23 protein-coding genes are annotated in these 26,260 nt (G+C 74.6%); 20 read left to right on the plus strand and 3 right to left on the minus strand.

Annotation, left to right across the window (positions count from 1 at the left end; genetic code table 11):
- The 9 genes from IDM29_RS03660 to IDM29_RS03700 form a co-directional block, all read left to right on the plus strand.
- A partial coding sequence (locus IDM29_RS03660) for a hypothetical protein (RefSeq protein WP_188037206.1) occupies positions 1 to 194 on the plus strand: 194 nt, incomplete at its 5' end.
- A complete protein-coding gene (locus tag IDM29_RS03665) occupies positions 191 to 1,177 on the plus strand; it encodes an NAD-dependent epimerase/dehydratase family protein (RefSeq protein WP_188037207.1) in 987 nt (328 codons plus the stop codon). The genes IDM29_RS03660 and IDM29_RS03665, both read left to right, overlap by 4 nt.
- A 9-nt stretch (positions 1,178 to 1,186) precedes the next feature.
- The gene (locus IDM29_RS03670; protein WP_182113153.1) at positions 1,187 to 1,939 is read left to right on the plus strand and encodes an MSMEG_4193 family putative phosphomutase; all 753 of its coding nucleotides are present in this window, start codon (positions 1,187 to 1,189) and stop codon (positions 1,937 to 1,939) included.
- Positions 1,940 to 1,948: 9 nt separating this feature from the next.
- Positions 1,949 to 2,515, plus strand: a complete 567-nt coding sequence (locus IDM29_RS03675; protein WP_182113154.1) for a DUF3090 domain-containing protein — start codon at positions 1,949 to 1,951, stop codon at positions 2,513 to 2,515.
- Positions 2,512 to 3,282 (plus strand): SCO1664 family protein, encoded by a 771-nt coding sequence (locus IDM29_RS03680; protein WP_182113155.1) that lies wholly within the window; start codon positions 2,512 to 2,514, stop codon positions 3,280 to 3,282. Before IDM29_RS03675 ends, IDM29_RS03680 begins: the two co-directional genes overlap by 4 nt.
- Positions 3,283 to 3,602: 320 nt before the next feature.
- On the plus strand, positions 3,603 to 3,887 hold the full coding sequence (locus tag IDM29_RS03685) for an ABC transporter permease subunit (protein ID WP_255491760.1): 285 nt from the start codon (positions 3,603 to 3,605) through the stop codon (positions 3,885 to 3,887).
- The gene (locus IDM29_RS03690; protein WP_188037208.1) at positions 3,884 to 4,693 is read left to right on the plus strand and encodes an IclR family transcriptional regulator; all 810 of its coding nucleotides are present in this window, start codon (positions 3,884 to 3,886) and stop codon (positions 4,691 to 4,693) included. Before IDM29_RS03685 ends, IDM29_RS03690 begins: the two co-directional genes overlap by 4 nt.
- Positions 4,694 to 4,696: 3 nt before the next feature.
- Positions 4,697 to 6,415, plus strand: a complete 1,719-nt coding sequence (locus IDM29_RS03695; RefSeq protein WP_182113157.1) for a beta-N-acetylhexosaminidase — start codon at positions 4,697 to 4,699, stop codon at positions 6,413 to 6,415.
- A gap of 117 nt (positions 6,416 to 6,532) precedes the next feature.
- Positions 6,533 to 11,086: a DUF11 domain-containing protein gene (locus tag IDM29_RS03700; RefSeq protein WP_182113158.1), complete on the plus strand. Its 4,554-nt coding sequence runs from the start codon at positions 6,533 to 6,535 to the stop codon at positions 11,084 to 11,086.
- Positions 11,087 to 11,122: 36 nt separating this feature from the next.
- Here the strand turns inward: IDM29_RS03700 and IDM29_RS03705 are convergent, their stop codons facing one another.
- From IDM29_RS03705 to IDM29_RS03715, 3 genes are all read right to left on the minus strand, one after another.
- Positions 11,123 to 11,497, minus strand: a complete 375-nt coding sequence (locus IDM29_RS03705) for a GNAT family N-acetyltransferase (protein ID WP_182113159.1) — start codon at positions 11,495 to 11,497, stop codon at positions 11,123 to 11,125.
- Entirely contained in the window at positions 11,494 to 12,171 is a 678-nt protein-coding gene (locus IDM29_RS03710; RefSeq protein WP_182113160.1) for an alpha/beta fold hydrolase, read from the minus strand. Before IDM29_RS03710 ends, IDM29_RS03705 begins: the two co-directional genes overlap by 4 nt.
- Before the next feature lie 83 nt (positions 12,172 to 12,254).
- Positions 12,255 to 13,481 carry a trans-acting enoyl reductase family protein gene (locus IDM29_RS03715; RefSeq protein WP_182113161.1) on the minus strand — a complete coding sequence of 409 codons (1,227 nt, stop codon included), beginning with the start codon at positions 13,479 to 13,481 and terminating at the stop codon, positions 12,255 to 12,257.
- A gap of 168 nt (positions 13,482 to 13,649) precedes the next feature.
- Here IDM29_RS03715 and IDM29_RS03720 point away from each other — a divergent pair, with 168 nt between their 5' ends.
- The 11 genes from IDM29_RS03720 to IDM29_RS03770 all read left to right on the plus strand — a co-directional run bounded on the left by IDM29_RS03720 (position 13,650) and on the right by IDM29_RS03770 (position 26,157).
- Complete coding sequence (locus IDM29_RS03720; RefSeq protein ID WP_255491761.1) at positions 13,650 to 14,792, plus strand: ROK family transcriptional regulator; 1,143 nt, start codon at positions 13,650 to 13,652, stop codon at positions 14,790 to 14,792.
- 1 nt (position 14,793) lies between these two features.
- A complete protein-coding gene (locus tag IDM29_RS03725) occupies positions 14,794 to 15,789 on the plus strand; it encodes an ROK family protein (RefSeq protein WP_220458016.1) in 996 nt (331 codons plus the stop codon).
- Positions 15,790 to 15,959: 170 nt separating this feature from the next.
- Positions 15,960 to 17,642 carry an ABC transporter substrate-binding protein gene (locus IDM29_RS03730; RefSeq protein ID WP_182113162.1) on the plus strand — a complete coding sequence of 561 codons (1,683 nt, stop codon included), beginning with the start codon at positions 15,960 to 15,962 and terminating at the stop codon, positions 17,640 to 17,642.
- A gap of 39 nt (positions 17,643 to 17,681) precedes the next feature.
- Complete coding sequence (locus tag IDM29_RS03735; protein ID WP_182113163.1) at positions 17,682 to 18,674, plus strand: ABC transporter permease; 993 nt, start codon at positions 17,682 to 17,684, stop codon at positions 18,672 to 18,674.
- Positions 18,667 to 19,692 carry an ABC transporter permease gene (locus IDM29_RS03740; protein ID WP_182113164.1) on the plus strand — a complete coding sequence of 342 codons (1,026 nt, stop codon included), beginning with the start codon at positions 18,667 to 18,669 and terminating at the stop codon, positions 19,690 to 19,692. The genes IDM29_RS03735 and IDM29_RS03740 overlap by 8 nt, the downstream gene beginning before the upstream one ends.
- Complete coding sequence (locus IDM29_RS03745) at positions 19,689 to 20,558, plus strand: ABC transporter ATP-binding protein (protein WP_182113165.1); 870 nt, start codon at positions 19,689 to 19,691, stop codon at positions 20,556 to 20,558. Before IDM29_RS03740 ends, IDM29_RS03745 begins: the two co-directional genes overlap by 4 nt.
- Positions 20,558 to 21,400 carry an ABC transporter ATP-binding protein gene (locus IDM29_RS03750; RefSeq protein WP_182113166.1) on the plus strand — a complete coding sequence of 281 codons (843 nt, stop codon included), beginning with the start codon at positions 20,558 to 20,560 and terminating at the stop codon, positions 21,398 to 21,400. The genes IDM29_RS03745 and IDM29_RS03750 overlap by 1 nt, the downstream gene beginning before the upstream one ends.
- The gene (locus IDM29_RS03755) at positions 21,397 to 22,836 is read left to right on the plus strand and encodes a family 20 glycosylhydrolase (protein ID WP_182113167.1); all 1,440 of its coding nucleotides are present in this window, start codon (positions 21,397 to 21,399) and stop codon (positions 22,834 to 22,836) included. The genes IDM29_RS03750 and IDM29_RS03755 overlap by 4 nt, the downstream gene beginning before the upstream one ends.
- On the plus strand, positions 22,833 to 24,428 hold the full coding sequence (locus IDM29_RS03760; RefSeq protein ID WP_182113168.1) for an amidohydrolase family protein: 1,596 nt from the start codon (positions 22,833 to 22,835) through the stop codon (positions 24,426 to 24,428). Before IDM29_RS03755 ends, IDM29_RS03760 begins: the two co-directional genes overlap by 4 nt.
- On the plus strand, positions 24,425 to 25,699 hold the full coding sequence (locus IDM29_RS03765) for an alanine racemase (protein WP_182113169.1): 1,275 nt from the start codon (positions 24,425 to 24,427) through the stop codon (positions 25,697 to 25,699). The genes IDM29_RS03760 and IDM29_RS03765 overlap by 4 nt, the downstream gene beginning before the upstream one ends.
- Before the next feature lie 44 nt (positions 25,700 to 25,743).
- Entirely contained in the window at positions 25,744 to 26,157 is a 414-nt protein-coding gene (locus IDM29_RS03770) for a RidA family protein (RefSeq protein WP_182113170.1), read from the plus strand.
- Positions 26,158 to 26,260: the final 103 nt, after the last annotated feature.

Below are 26,260 nucleotides of genomic sequence, written 5' to 3' on the forward strand. Positions count from 1 at the left end.
GAGCCCGCCGTCCGGGCCTTGCGCCCGCGGCGCTCGCCGCGGCCGTGCGCGGCGCCGCCCCGCGCCCGCTCGCCGCCGTGCTCGTGGTGCCGGACCTGCCCACGGACGTGCGCCACAACTCCAAGATCGACCGGGTCCGGCTCGCGCGCTGGGCCGAGGGCGTCCTGTCCGGCGGGCGGGTGCGTCGGCCGTGAAGGTGCTGGTCACCGGTGCCAGCGGCCTGCTCGGCCGGGCGGTCGCCGCCCGCGTGCTGGCGGCGGGACACGACGTGCGCACCTTCCAGCGCCGCCCGAGCGCGGTGGCGGGGGTGCAGGACGTGCGCGGCTCGCTGACCGTCGCGCAGGACGTCCAGCGCGCGGTGGCCGGCGTCGACGCCGTCGTGCACCTGGCCGCGAAGGTGTCGCTCGCGGGCGACCCCGCGGACTTCGCGCGCGTCAACGTCGAGGGGACCGGGGCGCTGCTGGCCGCGGCCGCGCGCGCCGGGGTCACGCGGTTCGTGCAGGTCTCCTCCCCGTCGGTCGCGCACAGCGGGACCTCGATCGTCGGCGCGGGTGCCGGCCCCGCCGACCCGGACCGCGCCCGCGGCGACTACGCCCGCACCAAGGCCCGGGCCGAGCTGCTCGCGCTCGCGGCCGACGGCGACGACATGCGCGTGGTCGCGGTGCGCCCGCACCTGGTCTGGGGACCGGGCGACACCCAGCTCGTCGCGCGCCTCGTCGCCCGGGCGCGTGCGGGACGGCTCCCGCTGCTCGACGGCGGCCGCGCCCTCATCGACACCACCTACGTGGACAACGCCGCCGCCGCGATCGCGGCGGCCCTGGGGCGCGCCGCCGACGACGCCGTGCACGGCAACGCCTACGTCGTCACCAACGGTGAGCCGCGCCCGGTCGCCGAGATGCTCGCGGGCATCTGCGCCGCCGCCGGGGCGCCGGCTCCCCGCTGGAGCGTGCCCGCAGGGCTCGCCCGGGCCGCGGGCGGCGCGGTCGAGGCGGTGTGGCGCGTCCGGCCGGGCCGCGACGAGCCGCCGATGACCCGCTTCCTCGCCGAGCAGCTCTCGACCGCCCACTGGTTCGACCAGCGCCGCACGCGCGCCGACCTGCAGTGGGCGCCCGAGGTCACGATCGACGACGGCCTGGCCCGGCTCCGGGCGGCCGCGGCGCGCACCGACGGTGCCTAGGCTCCACGCATGCCCACGCTCATCCTCGTCCGGCACGGTCGCACGACGGCGAACACCGGCGGCCTCCTCGCCGGGCGCACGCCCGGGGTCGAGCTGGACGAGCACGGGCGCACGCAGGTCGCGCGCACGGCCGACCGCCTCGCCGTCGTGCCGCTGGTCGCCGTCGTCTCCAGCCCGCTCGAGCGCTGCCGGCAGACGACCGACGCGATCCTCGAGCGTCAGGCCGGATCCCCCGCACTGACGCTCGACGACGCCCTGACCGAGTGCGACTACGGGCAGTGGCAGGGCCGCGCGCTCGGGGACCTGGCGAAGGAGCCGCTGTGGTCGGTCGTGCAGGCGCACCCGTCCGCGGTGACGTTCCCGGGCGGCGAGTCGATGGCCGCCATGCAGGCCCGCGCCGTCGCGGCGGTCCGGCGGCACGACGCCGTCGTCGAGGCGGAGCACGGGCCCGGCGCGGTGTGGGCGGCCGTCTCGCACGGGGACCTCATCAAGGCGGTCCTCGCCGACGCGCTCGGGATGCACCTGGACCTGTTCCAGCGCATCGCGGTCGGCCCCGCGTCGGTCTCGATCGTGCGCTACGGGACGAGCCGGCCGGAGGTCGTGACGACCAACACCGACTTCGGGGACTTCTCCTGGCTCGCCGCCGCAGGGCCCGCGGGTGACGCGCAGGTCGGGGGAGGGGCCGGCCACGGCGCCGTCCCGGACGGCGCCGAGCACACCGGCGACCCGGGACAGGGCGACGCCCGCGCGGCACGCTCGTAAACTGACGACGTGCCCACCCTCGTCCACGAGTACGACTGGCCGGACCGCGTCGTCATCGGGACGGTCGGCCGCCCGGGCGAGCGCACGTTCTACCTCCAGGCCCGCACCGGCGCGCGGAGCACCTCGGTCGCGCTCGAGAAGGAGCAGTCCGCCGTCCTCGCCGAGACGATCGACGAGGTCCTGAGCCGGCTCGCCTCGGACAAGGACCATCCGGTCGCCGTGCCGGCCGAGGCCCCGGCGGAGCTGATCGACAACGAGCCGCTGGACCAGCCGGTCGAGGAGCAGTTCCGCGCCGGGATGCTGCGCCTCGGCTGGGAGCCGAGGACCGCCCAGGTCGTCATCGAGGCGTACCCGGTCGAGCCCGACGACGATGACGACGACGAGACGGACGTGGACGCGGACGGCGAGCCGACCGAGCCCAGCGAGATGCTGCTCATCCGGATCCCCGTCGGCACGGCCCGGGCCTTCGTGGAGCGGACCCGCCAGGTGGTGCGCGCCGGGCGGCCGATCTGCCCGCTGTGCGGGCAGCCGATCGACCCCGACGGCCACGTCTGCGACCTGACCGACCCCGAGTGAGCGCGGGCGCCGACCTGCACGGCGGCGACCTCGAGCTGATCGGCCGGATCACCGCCGCGTCCAACGCGACGTTCCTGGCCCGGGTCGACGGCGTCGACGTCGTCTACAAGCCCGTCGCGGGGGAGCGGCCCCTGTGGGACTTCCCCGACGGCACCCTCGCGAACCGCGAGGTGGCCGCCCACGCGGTCTCTCAGGCGCTTGGGTGGGACGTCGTGCCGCAGACGCTGCTGCGCGACGGTCCGCTGGGCCCGGGCATGGTGCAGCGCTGGCAGGAGCCGGACCCCGAGCAGGACCCGGTCGACGTCGTGCCCGCGTCGCGGGTCCCGACGACCGGCTGGCGCACGGTCCTCGAGGCGGCCGACGAGCGCGGGCGGCCCGTGGCGCTCGTGCACGAGGACTCGGCGGCCCTGCGCCGGATGGCCGTGTTCGACGCCCTCGTCAACAACGCCGACCGCAAGGGCGGGCACGTCCTGCCCATGCCCGGCGGTCACCGCTACGGCGTGGATCACGGCGTCACGTTCCACACCGACCCCAAGCTGCGCACGGTGCTGTGGGGCTGGCTGGGCGAGGAGCTGCACGCCGACGAGGCCGACGGCGTGCGCCGGCTGCTCGCGGACCTCGGCGGCGGGCTGGGGGAGACGCTGTCCGGCCTGCTCGACGACGAGGAGGTCGCGGCCCTTGCCGCGCGCTGCGAGCGGCTGCTCACGGAGGGCCGCTTCCCGGCGCCCGAGGGCGACATGCCCGCGGTGCCCTGGCCGCTGTTCTGAGGGCGTGCGCGGGCGTGCACTGCACGCGCCGCGTTCACGCCGCCGGCGGGTGGCGTAACGCTTGATCGCACGTGTCGTGCAGTGCACGACCCCGGGGGGCGGATCGTGGTCACCCCGGCAGGGCGGACCTAGCGTGCGTCACGCAGTCCCCCGCTGACCCGGATCGACCCGACGGCGCGGCTGGACCGTGCCCGTCGTCGTGCACCCGATCCGTGGAGGCCCCCTGTGAGGAAGTACCCCGCCGTTGCCCTGCTGGTCAGCGCCCTGGCCCTGGCGGCCTGCGCGCCGGCCCAGTCCGGCGGCAGCGCCCCGACCGGTTCGTGCGGTCGATCCTCTTCCCGCTCGTCGCCCCGGGCCTCGCGGCGGTGAGCATCTTCGCGTTCATCTCGACCTGGAACGACTTCCTGTTCGCCAAGACGTTCATCATCTCGGCGCAGGAGAACCAGACGCTGCCGCTGGCCATCCTCAACTCCTTCCGCCCGGACCAGAACGACTGGGGCGCGATCATGGCAGGCTCCGTGATCATGACGATCCCGGTCATGGTGTTCTTCGTGCTCGTGCAGCGGCACCTGGTCTCCGGCCTCGCCGGCGCGGTGAAGGGGTGAGCGTGCCGGCCGACAGCGCCCGCAACGACTCGCTCTCGCTGCGGCGCGGGCTCGCGCTGCTCGACGCCGTGCGCGAGGCCGCGGGTCCGGCCCACGGGATCTCCACGAACGAGCTGGCGGTGCGCCTCGGGGTCCACCGCTCCTCGGTGGCCCGGCTGCTCGCACCCCTGGTGGACCACCGCCTGCTGCGCCGGGACGCGAGCGGGCGCTACCACCTGGGCGACGGCGTCCTGCGACTGGGCCAGGCGTACCTCGCCGGACTCGACCTCACGTCCGTGGCGGCACCGCACCTGCGCGCGCTCGCCGCCCGCACCGAGGGCACGTGCCTGCTGGTGGAGCCGGCGGACGTGCACGTGCGCCGGCTCGACACCGTCGAGGCCGCGCCGCTGGTCCGGATGGCCTCGCGCCACGCCGACCGGCTGCCCATGCACTGCACGGCGTCGGGCAAGGCGGTGCTCTCCGTCGCGCCGGCGGCATGGATCGACCGGGTCATCGCGACCGGCCTGCACGCCGTGACGCCCAGGACGATCACCGACCCCGCCGAGCTGCGCGCCGAGCTGGCCCGCACGCGCAAGCGCGGCTTCGCCATCGAGGACCAGGAGCACGAGCCGGAGATCCGCAGCGTCGCCGCACCCGTCTTCAACCAGGTCGGCGACGTGGTCGCCGCCGTGTCCGTCGCCACGCTCGTGGCCCGCATGCCTCCCGAGACCCTGCGCGCCACCGCGCTCGCCGTCATCGACACCGCCCGCGCGCTCTCCGCCGAGATGGGCGCCGCGCGCGGCCCCGCGACCCCCCGAAAGGCCTGACCCGTGCCTCCTGCGACCACCGCCCCCGACGACAGGGCGCCCGCCGCCGACGTCGCCCCCGCGGTCCCGGCGCTGGTGCCGGCGCCGGTCGAGGTCGCGACGACCGGCGAGCACCTGGTCCTCGGCCCCGAGGTCCGGGTCGTGCTGGCCCCGGAGCTGGCCGGTGCCCGGCCCGTGCTCGTCGACGTGCTCGGCCGCCGCCTGGGCCGCCTCGTGACGGTGGTGCCCGACGGCGCCGTCGACCGGGCCGACGGCACCGCTGCCACCTCGCTCGTGCTGCGCCACGACCCGACGCTGGAGCCGGAGCACCACCGACTCGAGATCACGGCCGACGGCGTCGTCGTCGAGGCCGGCGACGCCGACGGCGCGCGCCACGCCGTCCGCACGCTCCAGCAGCTCCTCGGGCCGGCCGCGTTCCGCGCCGTGCCGCTCGACGACGCCCCGCTCGTGCTGCCCGGCCTGCGCCTGGTGGACGGCCCGCGCTTCGGGTACCGCGGGGTGCTGCTCGACGTCGCCCGGCACTTCATGCCCAAGGACGCCGTGATGCGGTTCATCGAGCTCGCGTCCAGCCACAAGCTCAACGTCCTGCACCTGCACCTCACCGACGACCAGGGGTGGCGGGTCGAGATCCGCGCGTTCCCCCGGCTGACCGAGGTCGGGTCGTGGCGCCACGAGTCCCAGGTCGGCTCCTCGCGGTCGACGCTGTACGACGGCGTGCCGCACGGCGGCTACTACACGCAGGACGACCTGCGAGAGATCGTCGCCTTCGCCGCCACGCGCGGCATGCAGGTCATCCCCGAGATCGACGTGCCCGGGCACTCGCAGGCCGCGATGGCCGCCTACCCGGAGCTGTCGGCCGCGGGCCTGCAGCTCGACGTGTGGACCCGCTGGGGCCTGAACCCCAACACCCTGAACACGTCCGAGGCCGTGCTCGACTTCTACCGCGCCGTCCTGGACGAGGTGCTCGAGATCTTCGACTCGCCGCTCGTCTCGCTCGGCGGCGACGAGGTCCCCGCGGACCAGTGGGCCGCCAACCCGCAGATCGTGGCGCAGGCCGCCGAGCTCGGGCTCGACAGCGTCGAGGAGCTGCTGCCGTGGTTCGTCGGCCGCCTCGCCGACCACCTGCGCGAGCGCGGCCGCCGCGTCACCGTGTGGGACGAGGTCGGCGGCTCGCGCGTGCCGCAGGACGTCGTGGTCAACTCCTGGCGCGGGTACCGGGGCGGGATCGACGCCCTGCGCGACGGGCACGACATCGTCATCTGCCCCGAGCACCAGGTCTACCTCGACCACCGGGCCGCGCCGGGCCTGGACGAGCCGGCGCCCGTGGGGACCGTGCACACCGTGGAGGACGTGTACCGCTTCGAGCCCGTGACCGACGAGGTGGCCGAGACGGTCGCCGAGCCGGGCACCGGCCAGGTCCTGGGCGCGCAGGCGCACGTGTGGACGGAGCAGCTCGACGGCCCGCGCCGCGTCGACTTCGCGACCTACCCCCGGCTGTGCGCGTTCGCCGAGGTCGTCTGGTCGCCGCGCGACCACCGGGACTACGAGGACTTCGACGTCCGGCTGCGCACGTCCCACCTGCCGCGCCTGGACGCCGCGGGTGTCGAGTACCGCCCCCTGGACGGGCCCCACCCGTGGCAGCGGCGGCCGGGGGTTCCCGGGCGTCCGCTGCGCTTCGACGAGCTCGGCCACCTCGTCGTGGCGGAGCACGGGGAGCGCTGAGGAGTACCGATCTGTCCGATTGCGTGCATACTGGCGTGATCGTCCTGGTCTGAGCGGGACGGTTTTCCGTGCGACCGGGGGGACGCCATGGAAGACGCTCGACGTCGTCGTCGACGGGTGCTGGCAGCGCTGGGGCCTGTGCTCCTGCTGCTCGGGCTGGTGTGGACGGGGCCGGCCCAAGGGCTCGGTCCCGGGCCCGCACCCGCGGTGGTGCCGGCGCCGACAGCCAGCACCGCGGTCATCACCGTCTCCGTCGGTGCCGACCGCCAGGGCACGACGGGCGTCTCGCCGCTCGCGGGCACGACGCTGCAGCTCTACGACGGCGGCTCGGGCGGCCCCACCACCCCGGTCGCGGAGGACTGGGCGACCTGCACCTCCGACGCCGACGGCGACTGCAGCTTCGTGGTTCCCGACACCCAGGCGGGCCTGTTCGGCTGCCGGGGCGCCGGTACGGGCGCGAACTGCGACCGCCGGTTCTGGATCGTCCAGACCGCGGCGCCGACGGGTTTCGTCGTCAACACGCAGCTGCGCACCGGGAACGGCAACGGAACCGGCTCCCAGCTGACGTCCTACCAGTTCCGGACCGGGAACCAGCTTCGCGCGGGCACCACCTACACCTCGCAGTCCGACTTCATGGTGGGTACCGGCAGCACCAACCGGACCGCGTCCGGCGGTGTGTGGCAGCAGTCGAGGCTCAATCCCGAGCCGCTGCAGCAGTGCGGGCTGAGCGTCGCTCTCATCCTCGACCTGTCAGGCTCGGTGACGCCGTCCCAGCTGACCCAGCTGAAGGGCGCGGCGGACACGTTCGTCGACTCGCTCGTCGGCACGCCGTCGGAGATGGCCCTGTTCTCCTTCTCCACGGCGACGCCCGCCGAGGGCGCGACCCAGAACTACCCCGGACTCGTGCCCATCTCGACCCAGGGCGGGGCGGACACGTTCAAGGCCCGCTACGCGTCCTGGACGGCGGGCGGCGGCACCAACTGGGACCGCGGCCTCGCGGCCGCGGCCGAGGCCGCCGCGACGTACGACATCGCGGTGGTCATCACCGACGGCGACCCCACCTTCTACTCGCAGCCCTCCGAGGGCCCGGGCAACTTCAACCGCGTCCGTGAGATCGAGAACGGCATCTTCTCGGCGAACGCGCTCAAGGCGCAGTCGACGCGCGTGCTGGCGGTCGGGGCGGGGACCGGCGTGAGCGACCCGGCGACGGCGAACAACCTGTCCGCGATCTCCGGACCCACGGCCTACGACGGCACGAACGCCGTGACGGCGGACTACTTCCAGGTCTCCGACTACACGGTCGTCGGGCAGGCCCTGCGGCAGCTGGCGCTGGGCGAGTGCGCCGGCTCGCTGTCGGTCGTCAAGCAGATCGTCGCCGCCGGCGCCGACCTCTCCACGGCCACGCCCGCCGGCGCGGGGTGGACCTTCAACGCCTCCACGGACACGGCAGGCGTGACGCTGCCGACCACCACGGCGACGACGGACGCCACCAGCGCCGTCAGCTTCCCCATCACCTACGAAGGGGGCGCCGCCTCCGGAACCATCGCGATCGACGAACCCCCGCAGGGCGCCGTGATCCGCCCGGTGGGGGGCGCCAACGCCGTCTGCACGGACCTCGGCACCGGGCAGGCCGCGCCCGTCACCAACGTCGGGACGACCGGCTTCACCGTGGACGTGCCGAGCACCGACGCGGTCAGCTGCATCGTCTACAACGAGATCGCCGCGCCCGCCTCCGTCACGGTCGACAAGGAGTGGGTCATCAACGGCGCCGCGCCGGTGCCCGAGGGCAACCAGCCCTCCGGCTTCACCTCGGAGCTGACGCTGACCGGGCCCGACGGCGCGGGCGCGACCCCGCAGGCCTGGCAGGTCACCCGCGACGGCTACGTGGCGGGCGAGGACGTGACCATCGCCGAGGAAGTGACGCTGCAGGCGCCGACCATCGACCCCGACCTGTGCGAGGTGGCCACGCCCCAGCTCGTGGAGATCGACGGGGCGGTGGTGACGCCGGTCGACGTCCCCGACGCCGGGTACGAGACGACCCTCATCCAGGGCGCGAACACCTTCACCATCCGCAACACCGTGACGTGCGAGTCCCGCCTGACGCTGGCCAAGGAGGTCCAGGGCAGCGCCGAGCCGACGCTGTGGAACCTGGCCGCCCTGCCCGGACCCGGGACGCCGGCGGGCCAGCTCCCCGGCCCGAGCGGGCAGGCGACGAGCGCCGCGGTCACCGACCAGGTCGTCACGCCACTGGTCCCGTACCAGCTCGCGGAGTCCGGGGGCACGCCGACCTACGTGCAGGTGGACCAGCGCAGCGACCTCCAGACCTACCCGCTGTCCACCGGGTCCTGGTCGTGCATCCGGGTCGACGCCGAGGGCGCGCAGGTCTCGGGCTACGCCGACGGCCTCAACGGCGGCGTCACCGTGCCCCTCGCCGCGCGCGTGAGCTGCACGGCGACCAACCAGACCGGCCAGCTCGTCCTGGCGAAGGACGTCGTCAACGACGCCGGCGGGACGGCGGTCCCGGCCGACTTCACGCTCCGCGCCGTCCCGGCGCCGACGGTCCCGGACCTCGACACGGTGGAGACGGCCGGCGCCGCGCGCGACGTCGCGCAGGTCTTCGAGGTCCGGCCCGGCCACCCGTACGCACTGAGCGAGACGACAGTGCCCGGGTACACGCAGACGAGTCTCGAGTGCGTCGTCGACGGCACACCGCAGGCGGTCACCGAGATCTCGGTGCCGCCGGGCGAGACGGTCCTGTGCGTCTTCACCAACTCCGCCGAGCCGGCGCAGCTCACGCTGCGCAAGGTCGTCGAGGCCGGGACGACGGGCGCGACCGAGACGCCCGCGAGCTGGACGCTGACGGCGACACCGCAGGAGATCGAGGGGCAGGCGGCCGTCTCCGGTGACGGCGCCAGCGGCGTCACGGACGTGGCCGTCTTCGCCGGCTCCTACGCGCTGTCCGAGTCCGAGGTGTTCGGCTACGACGCCGAGCCGTGGGCGTGCACCGACGCGGCGGGCGCGACCGTGCCCGTCGCGGACGACGTCGTCGACCTCGCCAACGGTGCCGACGTGACCTGCACGATCACCAACACCGCCAGGCCGCCGACGCTCACCCTGGCCAAGCAGGTCGTCAACGACGACGGCGGCACCGCGGACGAGCGCGACCCGGTCCTCACCGCGACCGGGCCGACCGCCGGGCTCACGGGCCGGCACGGGGACGACGCGATCACGGCGGCGCCCGTGACGGTCGGCACCTACACGCTGTCCGAGGACGGGCTGCCGGGGTACACCGCCAGCGACTGGACGTGCTCGACCCCCGAGGGGGACCGGCCGGTCACGGCCGGCGCCGTCGACATCAGGCCGGGCGACGACGCCACCTGCACGGTGCTCAACGACGACCAGCCCGGGACGCTCACGCTCGTCAAGCAGGTGGTCAACGACCACGGCGGCACCGCCCTGAACACCGACTGGACGCTGGCGGCCGAGGGCCCGACCACCGGGATCAGCGGGCCGTCGGAGAGCACCGCCGTCAGCAGCGTGCCGGTGGACGCGGGGGAGTACGTCCTGTCCGAGTCCGGCGGACCGGCGGACTACACCGCCTCGGAGTGGAGCTGCGCGGGCGGGACCCTGAGCGGCGACACCGTCACGGTGGCGAACGGCGAGGACGTGGCGTGCACCATCACCAACACGTTCGACGCGCCGCGGCTGACGCTGGTCAAGGACGTGGTCAACGACGACGGCGGGTCGGCCACCGCGGACCTGTGGACGCTCCGCGCGGCCGGACCGGAGACCATCTCGGGCGCGACGCGCGGCGCGACGGTCACCGACGTCCCCGTGGCGCCGGGCACGTACGCGCTGTCCGAGGCGGGCGGCCCCGAGGAGTACGTGCAGACCGGCTGGGAGTGCGAGGACGCGGGCGGGGACCCGGTGCCGCTCCAGGGCGACCAGGTCGAGCTGGCCGCCGGCGACGACGTGACGTGCACCGTGACGAACACCGACCCGCGGCAGGCGGGTACCTGGACCGTGACGAAGGAGAGCAGCCCGCCGTCCGGCACCCAGGTGCTTCCGGGCCAGATCATCGTCTACACGCTCCGCGTCACCCTCCTCTCCGGGAGCTTCGCCCCCGACGTCGTGATCACCGACGACCTCAGGGACGTGACCAACCGCGCCGAGCTGGATCCCACGATCCAGGCGAGCACGGGGGCCTACGGGATCCCGGCGGGCGAGGACCCGAGCCGTCCGTCGCAGCTCGTGTGGAACATCGGCGAGCTGACGGGCGACGAGGAGACCCTCACGTTCGCCGTCCGGGTGGACGACGACGTGAACGGGGAGGTGCTGCGCAACGTCGTGACGGCCGAGGGCGCCCAGCCGTGCGACCCGGCCGTCGACGGCGCGGCCGTCGTGGCGTTCGCCGCCGTGACGGCGGCGGCGGAGGACGACTGCCGGACGACGACGCACCCCACACCGACGCGTGGCGGCTCGGGGACGCCGAGCGGGCCCTGGTGGTCCGGCGGCTACCCCACGTGGCTCTCGTCCACCGGCGGGGGGAGTCCGCTGCTCCTGCTCGGCGCCCTGGCGCTCGTGGCCGGGGGCGCGGCGCTCACGGTCGGCGGCCGCCGCCGGGCGGGTGAGGCTGAGGCTCAGGCCGTGCAGCCGCCGGCGCAGGAGTGAGGGACGCGGGCGTGAGGAGTCCGCTGGTCGCGCGCCTCAGCGCGCCTCGACGCGCCGGTTGACGATCCAGGCGTGCTTGCCGACCTGGCGGACGCGCGCGAAGCCGAGGTCCTCGAACAGCTCGACCGTGCCGGTGAACAGGAACCGGCCCTGGGCCTCGCGGCCGGCGGTGACCTCGGAGATCGCCTCCACGAGCCCGCCGCCCTGACGCCCGATCTCGGCGAGCGCCCCCTCGAGCGCGGCGCGCGCCACGCCCTGCCCGCGGTGCCTGCGGTCGACGAAGAGGCAGCCGATGCACCAGCACCCGCCGAAGATCCCGTTGTTGCGCTCGACCAGCTCGGCGAACTGGTCCCAGGTGGAGGCGTCGAGCGCGCGCACGCGGTACGACGGCGTCGTCGTGCCCGCGCTCACGCGACGGCCTGCGCCAGGACGCGCGCCAGCTCGTCGGGCGCGCTGAGCATCGGCCAGTGCCCCGTGCCGAGGTCGACGTAGGAGACGTTCGTCGCTCGTGCCAGCTCCGGCACGTCGCCCGCACCGATCCAGGCCCTCGCGTCCTCGGGCGTGTACTCGGGGCACACGAGGACCACCGGGACGCCGAACCGCCGCACGTCGCTCAGGCGGACCACTCCGCGCGAGACGCCCTCCGGCACCGGGACGGCTCGCGCGTCGAACGCGCGGCGGGCGGCGTCGTCGAGGTCGGCTGAGTCCGCGCCCTCGAACGCGGGCCAGCCGGGGAACGCCATGGCGCCGTCGACGGGCGGGAAGAAGTCCGCGTAGCGCTCGCCGTCGGCGCTCGGGAAGCCGCCCACCAGGACGACGCCCGCGACGGCGTCCGGGCGGGCGTCGGCCGCGAGCCACGCCAGCGTGGCCGCGGCCGAGTGCCCGACGACCCAGGGGGCGTCCGCGGCGTCGACGGCGTCGAGGACGGCGGCCACCTGGTCCGCCAGGGTCGCCGTCGTGTCCCCGTCGCCCTGACCGGGCAGCGCCACGGGCACGGCGCGGTGGCCGTGCGCCTCGAGCGCGGGGACGACGTCGTCCCACGCGGACGGGTCGAGCCAGAGCCCGGCGATGAGCAGGACATCCATGGTCGTTCTCCCGTCGTCAGCGGTCGTCCGACCACGCTAGGGCGCAAGACGGACGATCCGCGTCCGGGAATCGACGTGCTGACTCAGCGCGGCGCGGCGTCGTAGGTGTGGCCGGCGACGCGCAGGCGCTCGACCAGCACGTCGCCGAGGCCGGCCGCGGGCGTGAGCGAGCCCGCGCGGTCCGGCAGGCGGTCGCCGTCCAGGGCCAGCGCGAGGGCCGACTGGCCGATCATGACGGCGGTCGCGGCGTAGCCCGGGTCGCCGGACCCGGCGGCGACCGCGCCGTAGTGACGGCCCGTCGTGGTCAGCGCGTGGACGGTCATGCGGAAGCGGCCGGTACGGCGCGTCTCCTCGTCGGGGCCCTCCCCGGGCCCGGGCAGGACGCGGTCGAGCAGCCCGCGCGTCGGCGGCAGCGCGATGACGCCGGCGGCGAGGCCCAGGCCCGCCGTGAGCCCGACGGCAGCCGCCGCGCCCCGTGGCCCTGGCCCGGTCCCCGCCACCTCGCCGTAGCGCAGCGTGCGGCCGTAGGCCCAGCCCTGCAGCGCGTTCGAGCGGCGCACGACGCGGGTGTTGAACGACGCCATCGGGAACGGCGCGACCCAGCCGCCGTCGACGGTGCGGCCGGGTGCGGGGGCGTCGGGCGGCTGCGGGACGTCGGGTTCGGCGGCGCGGTCCGGGCTCAGGGCGTAGGGGTCCGCCAGGAGGCGGCGCGCCGCGGGGTCCCGGACGGCCAGCTCCACGACGCCGCGCATCGTGGCGAGGGTGCCGCCGCTCACGCCGCCCCGCGCGGTGGCGACGGTGCGCACGTGGGCGAGGGTGCCGGCGTCGTCGGCGGCGACGCGGCGGTGCAGCGTGAGGAGGGCGAGGTCCGAGGGCACGGCGTCGTAGCCGCAGGCGTGGACGAGGCGCGCCCCCGACGCGCGGGCGACGTCGTCGTACCGGTCGATGACCTGGCGGACGAACGGGGTCTCGCCCGTGAGGTCGGCGTAGTGCGTGCCCGCGCGGGCGCAGGCGGCCACGACGGGCAGGCCGTAGCGCAGGTACGGGCCGACGGTGCTCACGACCACGCGCGCGGCGGCCGCCATCGCGTCGAGGGACGCGTCGTCGGTCGAGTCGGCCGTGAGCAGGGGCCAGCCGTGGGTGCGCGGCGGCAGGGCGGCGCGCACGGCCTCGAGCTTCTCGCGGGACCGGCCGGCCAGCGCGATCCGCACGTCGGCGGGGGCGTGGTGCGCGAGGTGCTCGGCCACCAGGGCGCCGACGAAGCCGGTGGCACCGAAGACGACGACGTCGTGCTCACGCGGATGGCTCATCCGGCGATGGTCCGCGGCGGGCGGACGATCGGCAACCGGCGTCGCCATCCGACCCCAACGCGGCACCTTGTGCGGCCGCGGGTACGTCACGGTTCGGTCACGTGGGACCCGGTTCCTTGACAGTGATTCTGTAAGGAAGGTGTACTAACAAACGTGGCAATGGCGCGCATGCTTCGACCGACCAGCAAGGTCCTGCCCGAGGACGGCCGCGCCCACAACCGCGCGATGCTCCTGCAGCACCTCTTCCACTCCGGCCCCTCCTCGCGGGCCGACCTGGCGCGCGCGACCGGCCTGACGCGCGTGACCGTCTCGGACCTCATGACCTCCCTCGTGGCCGAGGGCCTCGTCGCCGAGCTGGGGGCCCAGCCCGAGGGGCGCGTGGGCAAGCCGGCCACCCGCCTGCGGCTGTGCAGCGACGCCTTCCAGATCGTCGCCATCGACCTGACCGACGACGCGCGGATCCACGGCGCGGTCGTCGACCTCGCGGGGGAGCGTCGTGCGCGCCTGACGGTGCACGCCGACGGGCTCGAGGGGGACGCCGCCGTCGAGGCCGTGGTGGAGCTCGCCCGCTCGCTCGTCGAGCTGGCGGACCAGACGCTGCTCGGTGTCGGCATCGGCTCGCCCGGCGTGGTCGACTCCCGCGGCACGGTCGTCCAGGCCCCGAACCGCCAGTGGTACGACGTCCCGCTCGCGACGATCGTCTCCGACGCCCTCGGCCTGCCCGTCCACGTCGCCAACGACGCCAACGCCGCCGTCCTCGGGGAGTTCACCTACGGCGGGGCCGAGGCCGCGGGCGTCCTCGCCCTGACGGTCGGGCAGGGCGTCGGCGCGGGCATCGTGGTCGACGGCGCGCTCGTGCAGGGCCGCGAGCACGCGGCGGGCGAGCTGGGCCACGTCACGGTCGTGGACGAGCGCGACGACGTCGACCACGCCCCGCTCGGCCAGGCGGCGCCGTGCGCCTGCGGGCGCAAGGGCTGCCTGGAGACGGTGCTGTCCGTGCCCGCGCTGCGCCGTCGCGTCGCCGGTCTCGACCCGGCCGCGACCGACGCGGCCCTCACCGCCGTCGGCCGGCGCCTCGGCGTCGCCCTCGCACCGGTGGTCAGCGCGCTGAACCTCTCCGAGGTGATCCTCAGCGGCCCGCCGGAGCTCCTTGACGGTCCCCTGCGCGAGGAGGCGCTGCGGACGATCGCCGAGCGCACCATCCCGGTGATCGGCAACGGCGTGAGGCTGCGGATGACCGGCCTGGGGGAGGACGGCACGCTCCTCGGCGCGGCGGTGCTGGTCCTCTCCGGCCAGCTCGGGTTCAGCTGACGTGCCCGGTCCGCACCCCGCCGACCTGACCACGCGCGCCGCTGTGCCGGACGGCTGGTCCGTCGGCCTGGACATCGGGGGCACCAAGGTCGAGGCGGTCCTCGTCGACGCCGGCTCGACGCCGCGCGCGACGCTGCGCGTGCCGACCCGGCACGGGGTGGCGGGCGTCGTCGCGTCCGCGGTGGAGGCCACCGAGCGGCTGTGCGGCCGCGCCGGCCTGGCCCCGGGCGACCTCGCCTTCGTGGGTGCCGGGGTCCCGGGCATGGTCGACGCGGACCGCGGCGCCGTCTCGCACGCCGTCAACCTGGGCATCGACGGCGTCCCGGTCGCGCTCGGTGCGCTGCTCGGTGAGCGGCTGGGCCGCGGGCCGGTCCGGATCGAGAACGATCTCAATGTCGCAGCGCTGGGCGCCGCGCACGTGCTGGGCCTGACGGGGGACCTCGCGTTCCTGGCGCTGGGCACCGGCGTGGCCGCGGGGCTGATCCTCGACGGTGCGCTGCGGCGCGGGCACCTCGGCGTCGCGGGCGAGGTCGGTCACCTGCCGTACCGGCCCGACGGCCCGCGGTGCCTCTGCGGCCAGGACGGCTGCCTGGAGCTGTACGCCTCCGGCTCGGCGCTCGACGCGGCGTGGCCGTCGCGCTCGGGACGCCCGTCCCCGGCCGAGCTCTTCGCGGCCGCCGCGGCCGGTGACCCCGCGGCCGTGCGCCTGCGCGACGACTACGCCGACGCCGTCGCGGCCGGCGTGCGGACGCTCGTGCTCACGTGCGACGTCGAGCACGTGGTGCTCGGCGGCGGCGTCGCGGGCGTGGGCGCGCCGCTGCGCGAGGCGGTGCGCGAGGCCCTGCGCCGGCAGGCGGCGGCGTCGCCCTTCCTCGCCGGTCTGGCGCTGGACCGGCGCCTCCTGCTCGCACCCCGCGGCGCCGGCCTGGCACCCCTGGGCGCCGCGCTCGCGGCCCGTCGCGCCGTCCCCGAGCTGCTCTCCAGCACGCCGCCCTGACCGGGCGGCGGCGCATCGCCGCAGGTCAGCGGGGCAAGAGACGACAGAGGTCTCGATGTCGTAACGAAAACTCCAGCGGCCCTTTTTTGTTAGTAAGGCTTCCATACACTTTCCCTGTCGCCGACGACGGGGACCGCGGCTCCCGGGCCGCACGGACGAAAGGACCGACGATGTTCCGATCCCGAAGCCAGCGCCGGGCACTGCCCGCACTGGTCCTGGCCACCGGCCTCGCGCTCACGGCGACGGCCTGCACGGGTGCCGGCGGCGGTGACGACGACGGCGGCTCGACCGCCGACGCCAAGCCCCTGGTCGTGTGGGCCGGGAGCCAGACGCCGATCGTGGCGAACTACAACCCGTTCTCGCCGACCGTCCTGCACGGCGCCCTCGGGCCGATCTACGAGACGATGTTCCACTACAACAAGGCGACCGGCGGCGAGCCGGACCCCCTGCTCGGCGAGTCCTTCGAGTTCAACGAGGACGGCACGGCCGTCACGGTGACGCTCAAGCAGGACGTCACGTGGAGCGACGGCGAGCCCTTCACGGCCGACGATGTCGTCTTCACGTTCCAGCACGACCTGGTGCAGCCGACCTACATCACCTCGGTCGAGGCGACCGACGACCACACGGTCGAGTTCACGTTCGACGGGCCGCAGTTCACCAACGAGTCCAACGTGCTCGGCGGCCAGCGGATCATCCCGGAGCACATCTGGAAGGACGTCGCGGACGCGGCGACCTTCACGGACGAGGACCCCGTCGGGACCGGCCCGTACATCGTCGAGAGCACGTCCGAGGCGTCGTACACGCTCGTGGCCAACCCCGAGTACCGGGACGGCGAGGTCGCGGTCAAGAAGATCCAGTACCTCGGCATCGACGCCAACCAGTCGGCGGAGGACCTGATCCGCACCGGGCGCATCGACTGGACGACGATGTTCGTCCCCGAGCCCGAGAGCCTCACCGAGGCCGGCACCATCGGCTACCTCAACACCCCCCAGGACCCGACCGTCCTGTACACGTGCTCGGACGCGGCCGCGGGCTGCACCGGACCGCAGACCGACGTCGCGGTGCGCCAGGCGCTCGACCTCGCCATCGACCGCGGGACCATCAACGAGCGCGCGTTCGTCGGTCACGCCGGCGTGATCTCCCCGACCTACGCGCTGCTGCCCCGTGACGAGAACTGGATCGCGGACGGCATGCCGAGCGAGAGCCCGCAGTCGGCCGACGTCGCCGCGGCGCGCCAGATCCTCGAGGACGCGGGCTACACGGAGGGCTCGGACGGCTTCTACGCCAAGGACGGCCAGCCCGTCGCCATGACGCTGTCGTCGGTCGACGGCTGGAGCGACTACAACTCCGCCGCCAAGCTGATCGAGGAGCAGGCCGCCGAGGCCGGCATCAAGATCACCGCGTCGACCTTCTCCTGGAACGAGTACTCCGACGCCCGCCAGACCGGCAGCTACGAGCTCATCCTCGGCGGCATGATCGCCTCCCCGGTCGCGGACCCGTACTCGATCTACGAGGACTGGTTCACGACGGCGTCCACCGCTCCGGTCGGTGAGGAGCTGCAGCCGGGCGACTGGAACTTCTCGCGGTACTCCAACCCCGACGTCGACGCCGCGGTCATCGCCGCCAGCCAGACGAACGACGAGGCCGCGAAGCTCGAGCAGTACGCGGTCATCCAGGAGAACATCGTCCGCGACCTGCCGTACATCCCGCTCGTGATCAACGGCACGCAGTCCTTCTTCAACACGGAGGACTTCACCGGCTGGCCGACCGAGGAGGACATGTACACCTTCCCGCCGGCGTGGGGCGCCACCTCGTCCGGCATCGTGCTGGCCCACCTGAAGCCGGCCGAGTGACATGACGACCGAGGAGGAGCTCGAGACGAGGGGACCGCAGTGAAGTACTACGTCCGGCGCATCACGTTCTACCTGATCACGCTCTGGGCGGCGGTCTCCCTCAACTTCCTCATCCCCAGGCTCCTGCCGGGCGACCCAGTGGGCATCATGCTCGCCAAGCTGGCTCGCAACGGTGAGGTCACGCCTGCGACGGTGCGGAGCATCGAGCTCCTCCTCGGCTCGTCCTCGGACGCCACCCTGTGGGAGCAGTACGTCTCCTACTGGGGGCGCATCCTCCAGGGCGACCTCGGGGTCTCCATCACGAAGTACCCGACCCCGGTGGTCGAGCTGATCATGCAGGCGCTGCCGTGGACCGTCGTCCTCGTCGGCCTCGCGACCACTGTCTCGTTCGTCCTGGGCATCGGCCTCGGCGCCTGGATCGGCTGGAAGCGCGGGACGTGGGTCGACCACATCATCCCGTTCACCACGGTCCTGCAGTCCGTGCCGTACTTCTGGCTCGCGCTGCTGCTCGTGTTCGCGTTCTCCGTGACGCTGGGCGCCTTCCCGATCATCGGCGGGTACGACGTGTTCACGTTCGCCGGACCCGAGGTCAGCTGGGAGTTCCTCGGCAGCGCCGTCTACCACGGCATCCTGCCCGCGGTGACGATCGTGCTGAGCTCGGTCGGCGGCTGGCTGCTCGGCATGCGCAACATGACCGTCTCCACGCTCGCGGAGGACTACATCACGACCGCCGAGGCCAAGGGCCTGCGGCCGCTGCGCATCTTCACCACGTACGCGACGCGCAACGCGGCGCTGCCGTCGATCGCCGGGTTCGGCATCTCGCTCGGCTTCGTGGTCGCGGGCTCGATCGTCATGGAGCAGGTCTTCAGCTACCCCGGCGTCGGCAAGCTGCTCATCCAGTCGGTCCAGAACAACGACTACGCCCTGATCCAGGGGGTGTTCCTGTTCATCACCATCGCCGTGCTGGCCGCCAACTTCCTCATGGACATCGTCTACGGCTTCATCGACCCCAGGACCCGTCACCATGCCTGAGCCCTCCGCCACCCCCGAGGCCCCGCGGCGGCGCAGCGGCCTGGGGCTCGTGCTGCCCCGCCGCTCCGCGAAGCTCACCACGGGCCTCGTGCTCACCGGTGCCATCACCCTCTTCGGCATCCTCGCGCCGTACTTCGTGCAGAACCCCAAGTTCTCGGGCAACCCCGCCCTGGAGCCGCCGACGCTCGCCCACCCCCTGGGCACGACGTCGCTCGGCTACGACGTGCTCGCGCAGCTGGCCCACGGCGCGCGCGGCTCGCTCCTCGTGGGCATCCTCGTGGGGCTCATCGCGCTCAGCCTCTCCGTCATCTTCGGCATCGTGTCCGGGTACGTCGGCGGGTGGACCGACGAGTTCCTCTCGCTCGTCACCAACGTCATGCTCGTCATCCCGGGCCTGCCGCTGGTGATCGTGCTGTCGAGCTACCTGCCCGGGCGCAGCATCGCGCTCGTCGCGCTCGTGCTCGGACTGACGAGCTGGGCGGGCTCGGCCGTCGTCCTGCGGTCCCAGGCGCGGTCGCTGCGCACCCGGGACTACGTCGCCGCCGCGCGCGTCGCGGGGGAGCGGCCGCTGCGGATCATCGGCGTCGAGATCCTGCCGAACCTGCTCCCGCTGGTCGCGGCGCAGTTCCTGTTCGCCGTCGTGCTGGCGATCCTGGGCGAGGCCGGCCTGTCCTACCTCGGCCTCGGCCCGACCGGGTCGATCACGTGGGGCACCATGCTCAACGAGGCCCAGGCCGGGTCGGCGCTGACGCGCGGCGCGTGGTGGTGGTTCGTGCCACCGGGCCTGCTCATCGCGCTCCTGGGCGCCGGGCTGTCCCTCATCAACTTCGCGATCGACGAGATCGTCAACCCGAAGCTGCGCCACGTGCCCGCGGCGACGCGCGCCCGGCGCAAGCTCGCGCGCCGCGTCGACGCGCCGCCGGACGTCGTCGGCCCGTCGGCCGCGACCACAGAGCCGGACGAGCCGCAGGACGCGGAGCCGGCGACGACGACGACGACGAAGGCGGACGTCCGATGAGCGCCCCGGAGCAGATCCCCGCAGCGGCACAGGTTCCGGTCCTGACCGCGAGCCACGTCTCGGTGGACTACCTGGGCGACGACGTCGTCCACGCGGTCAAGGACGTCTCGCTGACGCTGCACCGGGGCGAGATCCTCGGCCTCGCGGGGGAGAGCGGCTGCGGCAAGACGACGTTCGCGTACGGCCTCAACCGGCTGCTGCGGGCGCCCGCGAGCATGGTGGGCGGCCAGGTCGTCTTCCACGACGAGAGCGGCACCGACATCGAGGTGACGGCCCTGTCGGGCGACCGCCTGCGGGCGTACCGGTGGGACAAGGTCTCGATGGTCTTCCAGGGCGCGATGAACTCGCTGAACCCGGTGATCACGGTCCGGGCCCAGCTCTTCGACGTGTTCACCACGCACCGCCCGGGCATGTCGCGGGCGGAGAAGGAGTCCCAGAGCCGCGAGCTGCTGCGCCTGGTCGGGGTCGACCCGGCCCGGCTGAGCAGCTTCGCGCACGAGCTGTCGGGCGGCATGCGTCAGCGCGTGATGATCGCGATGGCGCTCGCGCTGCGACCGCAGGTCATGATCATGGACGAGCCGACCACCGCGCTCGACGTCGTGGTGCAGCGCGGCATCATCCGCGAGCTGATGCGGCTGCGCGAGGAGCTCGGCTTCGCGGTCGTGTTCATCACGCACGACCTGCCGCTGCTGCTGGAGATCAGCGACCGCATCGCGGTCATGCGCCACGGCGAGATCGTCGAGCTGGCCGACTCCGAGACCATCTACACGGCGCCGCAGCACCCGTACACGCGGATGCTGCTCGAGTCCTTCCCGAGCCTGACGGGTGACCGGGGATCGTTCGTCCGGACGGGAGCTGAGCACTGATGGGCAACCTCGAGGTCCGCGGCGTCACCAAGACGTTCCGCCTGGGCCGCGGCCTGCGCCGCACGGACCTGCGGGCCGTCGACGACGTGTCGTTCACCCTGGAGCAGGGCCGCACCATCGCGCTGGTCGGCGAGAGCGGGTCGGGCAAGTCGACGATCGCCCGCATGCTCGCCAAGCTCGAGGTGCCCACGCGGGGCGAGATCCTGCTCGACGGCGCGCCGACGCCCACGCGCGGTCGTGCCCTGGCCGGCTACCGGCATCAGGTGCAGATGGTGTTCCAGGACCCGTTCGCGTCCCTGAACCCGTTCCACTCGGTGCACCACCACCTCGAGCGCCCGCTGCGGATCCACCGGCCCGAGCTGCGCGGCGCCGAGCTGGACGCCGAGGTGCACCGGCTGCTCGAGCGGGTGAACCTCGGCCCGGCCGCGACCGTGGCCGCGCGCCGCCCCCACGAGCTGTCGGGCGGTCAGCGCCAGCGCGTCGCGATCGCGCGGGCCCTGGCGCCCGGGGCGCGCTTCCTCATCGCCGACGAGCCCGTCTCCATGCTCGACGTCTCCATCCGTCTCGGCGTGCTCAACCTGCTCGCCCGCCTGCAACGAGAGGACAACCTCGGGGTGCTCTACATCACGCACGACCTGGCCACGGCCCGGCACTTCTCCGACGAGATCATGGTCATGCACCGTGGCACGGTCGTGGAGCGGGGCGCGGCTGACTCGGTGATCCTCGACCCCCAGCACGAGTACACGAAGACCCTGCTGGCGGCGGCGCCCGAGCCCTCGCGCCACGGCGCGCTGCGCGCCGAGGTCCGGGCCGAGGTCGCGGCGAAGCGGGCGTCGGCATGACGCGCGCGCTGCCCCTGCCCGCGCTCGTCGACGAGCGCCCCGGAGCCGGCTTCCTGGTCACGCCCCGCACCCTGATAGCGGCCCCCGCGGCCGCCGCCGCCGCGGCGGAGCGGCTCGCCGAGGCGCTCGGCGTCGAGCGCGACGCGCTCACCGACACCCAGGACGCGGCCGGCGGGATCGCCCTGCGCCTCACGGCGCCCGTGGCCGACCTCCCGGCGGTCCCGGAGTCCGTCGACCGCGAGGCCTACGCGATCACGGTCGGCGAGGACGGCGTCGTCGTGACCGCGTCCGACGTCGCCGGCCTGCGCCACGGCGCCACGGTCCTCGCCCAGCTCGCGGAGCCCGTCGGTGGCGGCCTGCTGCTGCCGGCGCTGCGCGTCGAGGACCGCCCGCGCTTCGCGTGGCGGGGCCTGAGCCTCGACGTCGCGCGGTCGTTCTTCCCCGTCGCGTCGATCCACCGGGTGCTCGACGTCATGGCGTCGCTGCGCCTCAACGTCCTGCACCTGCACCTGACGGACGACCAGGGCTGGCGCCTCGAGATCGCGTCCCGGCCGCGGCTGACCGAGCTCTCGGGCGGCACGGCCGTCGACGGCGGCGACGCCGGCTTCTACACGGCGGCGGACTACGCGCGGATCGTGGACCGCGCGGCGGACCTCGGGATCGTCGTCGTGCCGGAGGTCGACGTGCCCGGCCACGTCAACGCCGCGCTGCACGCCGAGCCCGCGCTCAACCCGGACGGCGAGCCGGTGGACGTCTACACCGGGACCGAGGTCGGCTTCAGCCGCCTGCGCCTGGAGAACGCCGAGACGGTGCCCTTCCTCACCGACGTCTTCACGGACGTCGCGGCGATGACCCCCGGCCCGTTCCTGCACCTGGGCGGCGACGAGCCGCTGTCCCTGGACGGCGACGAGTACGTGGCGCTGGTCGACCGTGCGGTCGAGGCCGTGACGCGGACCGGCAAGCGCGCGGTCGCGTGGCAGGAGGCGGCGCGCACGTCCCTGCCGGCCGGCACCGTGGTCCAGTTCTGGCACGAGCAGCAGGACGCCGACGTCGTCGCGGCCGCCGCGGCCGCCGGCGCGCGGGTGCTCCTCTCGCCGGCCTCGCGCGCCTACCTCGACATGAAGTACGACGAGGACAGCCCGCTCGGCCTGACGTGGGCAGGCTGCCTCACGCTCGACGACGCCTACGGGTGGGAGCCGCTCGAGACCCTGCCGGGGCTCGACGCCGCGCACGTCGCGGGCGTCGAGGCCGCCGTCTGGACGGAGACCATCCACACGGACGACGACCTGTTCTCGATGCTGCTGCCGCGCCTCGCGGCGTTCGCCGAGGTGGCCTGGACCCCGCCGCACCGGCGCGACCTCGCCGCCTTCCGCGAGCGCCTCGACGTCGTGCGCGCACGCTGGACCGCGCAGGGACTGGCGGCCGACCCCCGGTGATCGAGATCCGCGGCGTCCGCCTCGTCGCGGCGCCCGGCGCCTCGCACGCCGCGGGCGACCGCCCGCAGACCCGGTGGGACGTGCTCGTCGACGGTCCGACGATCGCGCGGGTGCGTCCCGCCGGCGGCGCGACCGAGGGGGACGGCGCCCACGACGTGATCGAGGGCGGCGGCCGCCTCCTGCTGCCCGGCCTGGTCGACGCGCACGTCCACGGCGAGGCGGCCATCTTCCGGCCCGAGGTGCAGCACGCGCTGCTGCGCCAGGGCGTGACGTCCGTCGTCGTCGGGCAGGACGGGGTCTCGTACGCGCCGACGGCGCCCGGCGCCGCGGCCGACTCGTCGTTCGCCTGGGCGACCGGCTACTTCACCGCCATCAACGGCGCGCACCCGCAGTTCACGGGCGGGTCGGTGGCCCAGCTGCTGGCGACCTACGACGGCGCCACGCCGCTCAACGTCGCCTACCTCGCCCCGCACGGGACGCTACGGCACACCGTGACCGGGGCCCAGCGCCGCCCTCTCGACGCGGCGGAGCGCGGGCTGCTCGTGCGCCGGCTCGAGCAGGCGCTGGACGACGGCGCGTGCGGCATGTCCACGGGCCTGGAGTACGTGCCGGGCCGGTTCGCCGACGAGGACGAGCTCGTGCCGCTCGCGCGCGTCCTCGCGCGGCACGGCCTGCCGCACGTCAGCCACATGCGCGGCTACCAGGACCGCGCGCTGGGCGCGTTCGACGAGCTCCTGCGGCTCGCACGGTCCACGGGGGTGGCCACGCACGTCTCGCACCTGCACGGGCCCGCACAGCCGCTCGCGGCCGCGCTCGACGCCGCGCGCACCGAGCTGGACGTGACGTTCGACTCGTACCCGTACCTGCGCGGCTCGTCGATCCTGTCGATGCTCACCATGGCGGACTGGGTGCCGATCGCCGACGTCGACGCGGCCCTGGCGATGCTGGCGGACCCCGCGGTGCGCCGGCGCCTGCGCGACGAGCAGCTCGCGCCGCTCGAGCCGTTGTGGGACCGCGTCACGCTCGCCGCGGTGCCCGGACCCCTCCAGGCCACGGAGGGGCTGACCGTGCGCGAGGCGGCGGCCGAGCTGGGGCTGGACCCCGCCGACGCCGTGCTCGAGCTGCTCGTCGCCTCGCGCCTGCGCGTCGGCTGCGTGTTCGAGCAGCAGCCGTCGCACACGGACGAGCAGGTCCGGGCGCTGCTGCGCCACGACGCCCACCTGGGCGGCTCGGACGCGATCTACGCGGGCGGGCGGCCCCACCCGCGCGGGTGGGGCGCGTTCGCGCGCTTCCTCGGCGTCCACGTCCGGGATCTCGGCGACTGGACCTGGGCCCAGGCGGTGCAGCACCTGTCGACCGGGACCGCGCGCCGCTTCGGGCTCGGCCGGCGCGGTGAGGTCCGCGAGGGCTGGGTCGCCGACCTGGCGCTCGTCGACCCGGACCGCGTCGCCGACCACGCCACCTACGCCGACCCCCGCCGGCTCGCGGTCGGCGTCGACGACGTGCTGGTCGCCGGCGTGCCCGTGCTGCGCGACGGCGAGCTGACCGACCGGCGACCGGGCCGGGCACTGCGGCCCACGGAGGAACGATGATCGAGGACCGCGTGCTCGGACCGAGCACCAAGGGTCTGCGCCTGGCGGCGGCGACGAGCATCGCCGAGCTCGTCGCCGACGCGCCGCCCGTGACCGACGACCGGTTCGCCTGGCCGCTGCTGACCATCGACGAGGCTGCCCTCGAGCACAACCTCGCGACGATGGCACGGGTGTGCGCCGAGCGGGGCGCCCTGCACGCCCCGCACCTCAAGACGTCGATGTCCGCGGGGCTCTACGCGCGCCAGGAGCGCGCCGGCGCGTGGGGCGCCACCGTCGCCACGGCGACCCAGCTGCGCGTCGTCCGGTCCTGGGGCGTGCGACGCGTCCTGGTGGCGAACGAGATGGTGGACGGGCGGGACTGGCGCTGGGCCGTGGCCGACCTCGCGGCGGCGCGCGCCGCGGGATCCCCGGGCGAGCTGCTCGCCTACGTGGACGGCGACGAGGGCCTGGCGGCCGCGGCGGCCGCGCTCCGTGACGCGGCACCGCAGGTGCGCGACGACGTCGGCGTGCTGGTCGAGCTCGGCGTGCCCGGCGGGCGCACCGGGTGCCGGTCCGTCGCGGACGCCGTGGCGCTGGCCCGCCGGGTGGTGGCCGCGGGCGTGCCGCTGGCCGGCGTCGCGGGGTACGAGGGGTCCGTCGCGTCCGGCACGACGGGCGACGACCTCGAACGGGTCGCGGCGTTCTGCCGCGAGCTCGTGAGCCTCGCCGACGCCCTGGTCGCCGACGGCCTGGTCGCCGAGCCCGTCGTCTCGGCCGGCGGCAGCGCCTACGTCGACGTCGTGCTCCGCGAGCTGACGGCGGGCGCCTCACCGCGGCGCGTCGTCCTGCGCTCCGGGGCGTACGCGACGCACGACCACGGGCTGTGCGCGCGCGCCGACCCGTGGGCGCGGCTGCCCGAGCCCGTCGCGATGCGCGCGGCCGCGACCGTGTGGTGCCAGGTGCTCTCGGTGCCCCAGGACGGGCTCGCGATCTGCGGCGCCGGCCGCCGCGACGTGCCCTACGACATCGACCTGCCGACCGTGCTGAGCGTGCGCCGGCGCGAGGGCGCCGGCTGGCTCGACCCCGAGCCGGCGTCGGGCATGGTCGTCACGAAGGTCGACGACCAGCACCTGTACCTGCGGGTGGAGGCCGGCGCGTCGCCGGCGCCCCGCGTGGGCGACGTCGTCGGGCTGGGCATCTCCCACCCGTGCACGCTCTTCGACAAGTGGCGCGCCGCGCTGCTGACCGACCCGGCCGGCCGCGTCGTCGACGTGCTGCTGACCGAGTTCTGACGACCGCAGCACCGAGTACCAGTTCCCACCCCCAGGAGAGACCCATGGCTTCCGCACGTTCGAAGATCACGACCACCGGTGCCCCGGCGCCCGCCCACAGCTTCTCCCAGGGCGTGCGCGTCGGCGACGTCCTGCAGGTCTCGGGGCAGGGCCCGGCGGACCCGGAGACGGGCGAGTACGTGCACCTGGGCGACGTCGGCGCGCAGACCACCCGCACGCTCGAGAACGTCCGCGCCGTCGTCGAGGCCGGGGGTGCGACGTGGGACGACGTGGTCATGGTCCGCGTCTACCTGCACCACCAGTCGAGCTTCGCCGCGATGAACGACGCCTACGCCGCGTTCACGGCCGAGCACGTGACCCACGACGCGCCGCCGTGCCGCACGACGGTGTTCGTCGGCCTGCCGCACCCGCAGATGATGGTCGAGATCGACGCGATGGCCGTGGTCGCGGACCGGTAGCCGACGGCCCCGCCGGCCGCCTGGTTGCCGCGGCCGGCGGGGGCGGCGCCCGGCCGCGCGGTCAGCCGTCCGCGTCCGGACCGGGGGACGTCCGGACGCGGCC

It is taken from the genome of Actinotalea sp. JY-7885, assembly GCF_014525465.1.
Lineage (GTDB): Bacteria > Actinomycetota > Actinomycetes > Actinomycetales > Cellulomonadaceae > Actinotalea.

Coding starts and splice junctions, on each gene's coding strand:
- IDM29_RS03750 (WP_182113166.1), top strand. CDS start 20,558: ATGGGCAACCTCGAGGTCCGCGGCGTCACCAAGACGTTCCGCCTGGGC.
- IDM29_RS03770 (WP_182113170.1), top strand. CDS start 25,744: ATGGCTTCCGCACGTTCGAAGATCACGACCACCGGTGCCCCGGCGCCC.
- IDM29_RS03715 (WP_182113161.1), bottom strand. CDS start 13,481: ATGAGCCATCCGCGTGAGCACGACGTCGTCGTCTTCGGTGCCACCGGC.
- IDM29_RS03730 (WP_182113162.1), top strand. CDS start 15,960: ATGTTCCGATCCCGAAGCCAGCGCCGGGCACTGCCCGCACTGGTCCTG.
- IDM29_RS03720 (WP_255491761.1), top strand. CDS start 13,650: ATGCTTCGACCGACCAGCAAGGTCCTGCCCGAGGACGGCCGCGCCCAC.
- IDM29_RS03710 (WP_182113160.1), bottom strand. CDS start 12,171: ATGGATGTCCTGCTCATCGCCGGGCTCTGGCTCGACCCGTCCGCGTGG.
- IDM29_RS03740 (WP_182113164.1), top strand. CDS start 18,667: ATGCCTGAGCCCTCCGCCACCCCCGAGGCCCCGCGGCGGCGCAGCGGC.
- IDM29_RS03745 (WP_182113165.1), top strand. CDS start 19,689: ATGAGCGCCCCGGAGCAGATCCCCGCAGCGGCACAGGTTCCGGTCCTG.
- IDM29_RS03755 (WP_182113167.1), top strand. CDS start 21,397: ATGACGCGCGCGCTGCCCCTGCCCGCGCTCGTCGACGAGCGCCCCGGA.
- IDM29_RS03765 (WP_182113169.1), top strand. CDS start 24,425: ATGATCGAGGACCGCGTGCTCGGACCGAGCACCAAGGGTCTGCGCCTG.
- IDM29_RS03670 (WP_182113153.1), top strand. CDS start 1,187: ATGCCCACGCTCATCCTCGTCCGGCACGGTCGCACGACGGCGAACACC.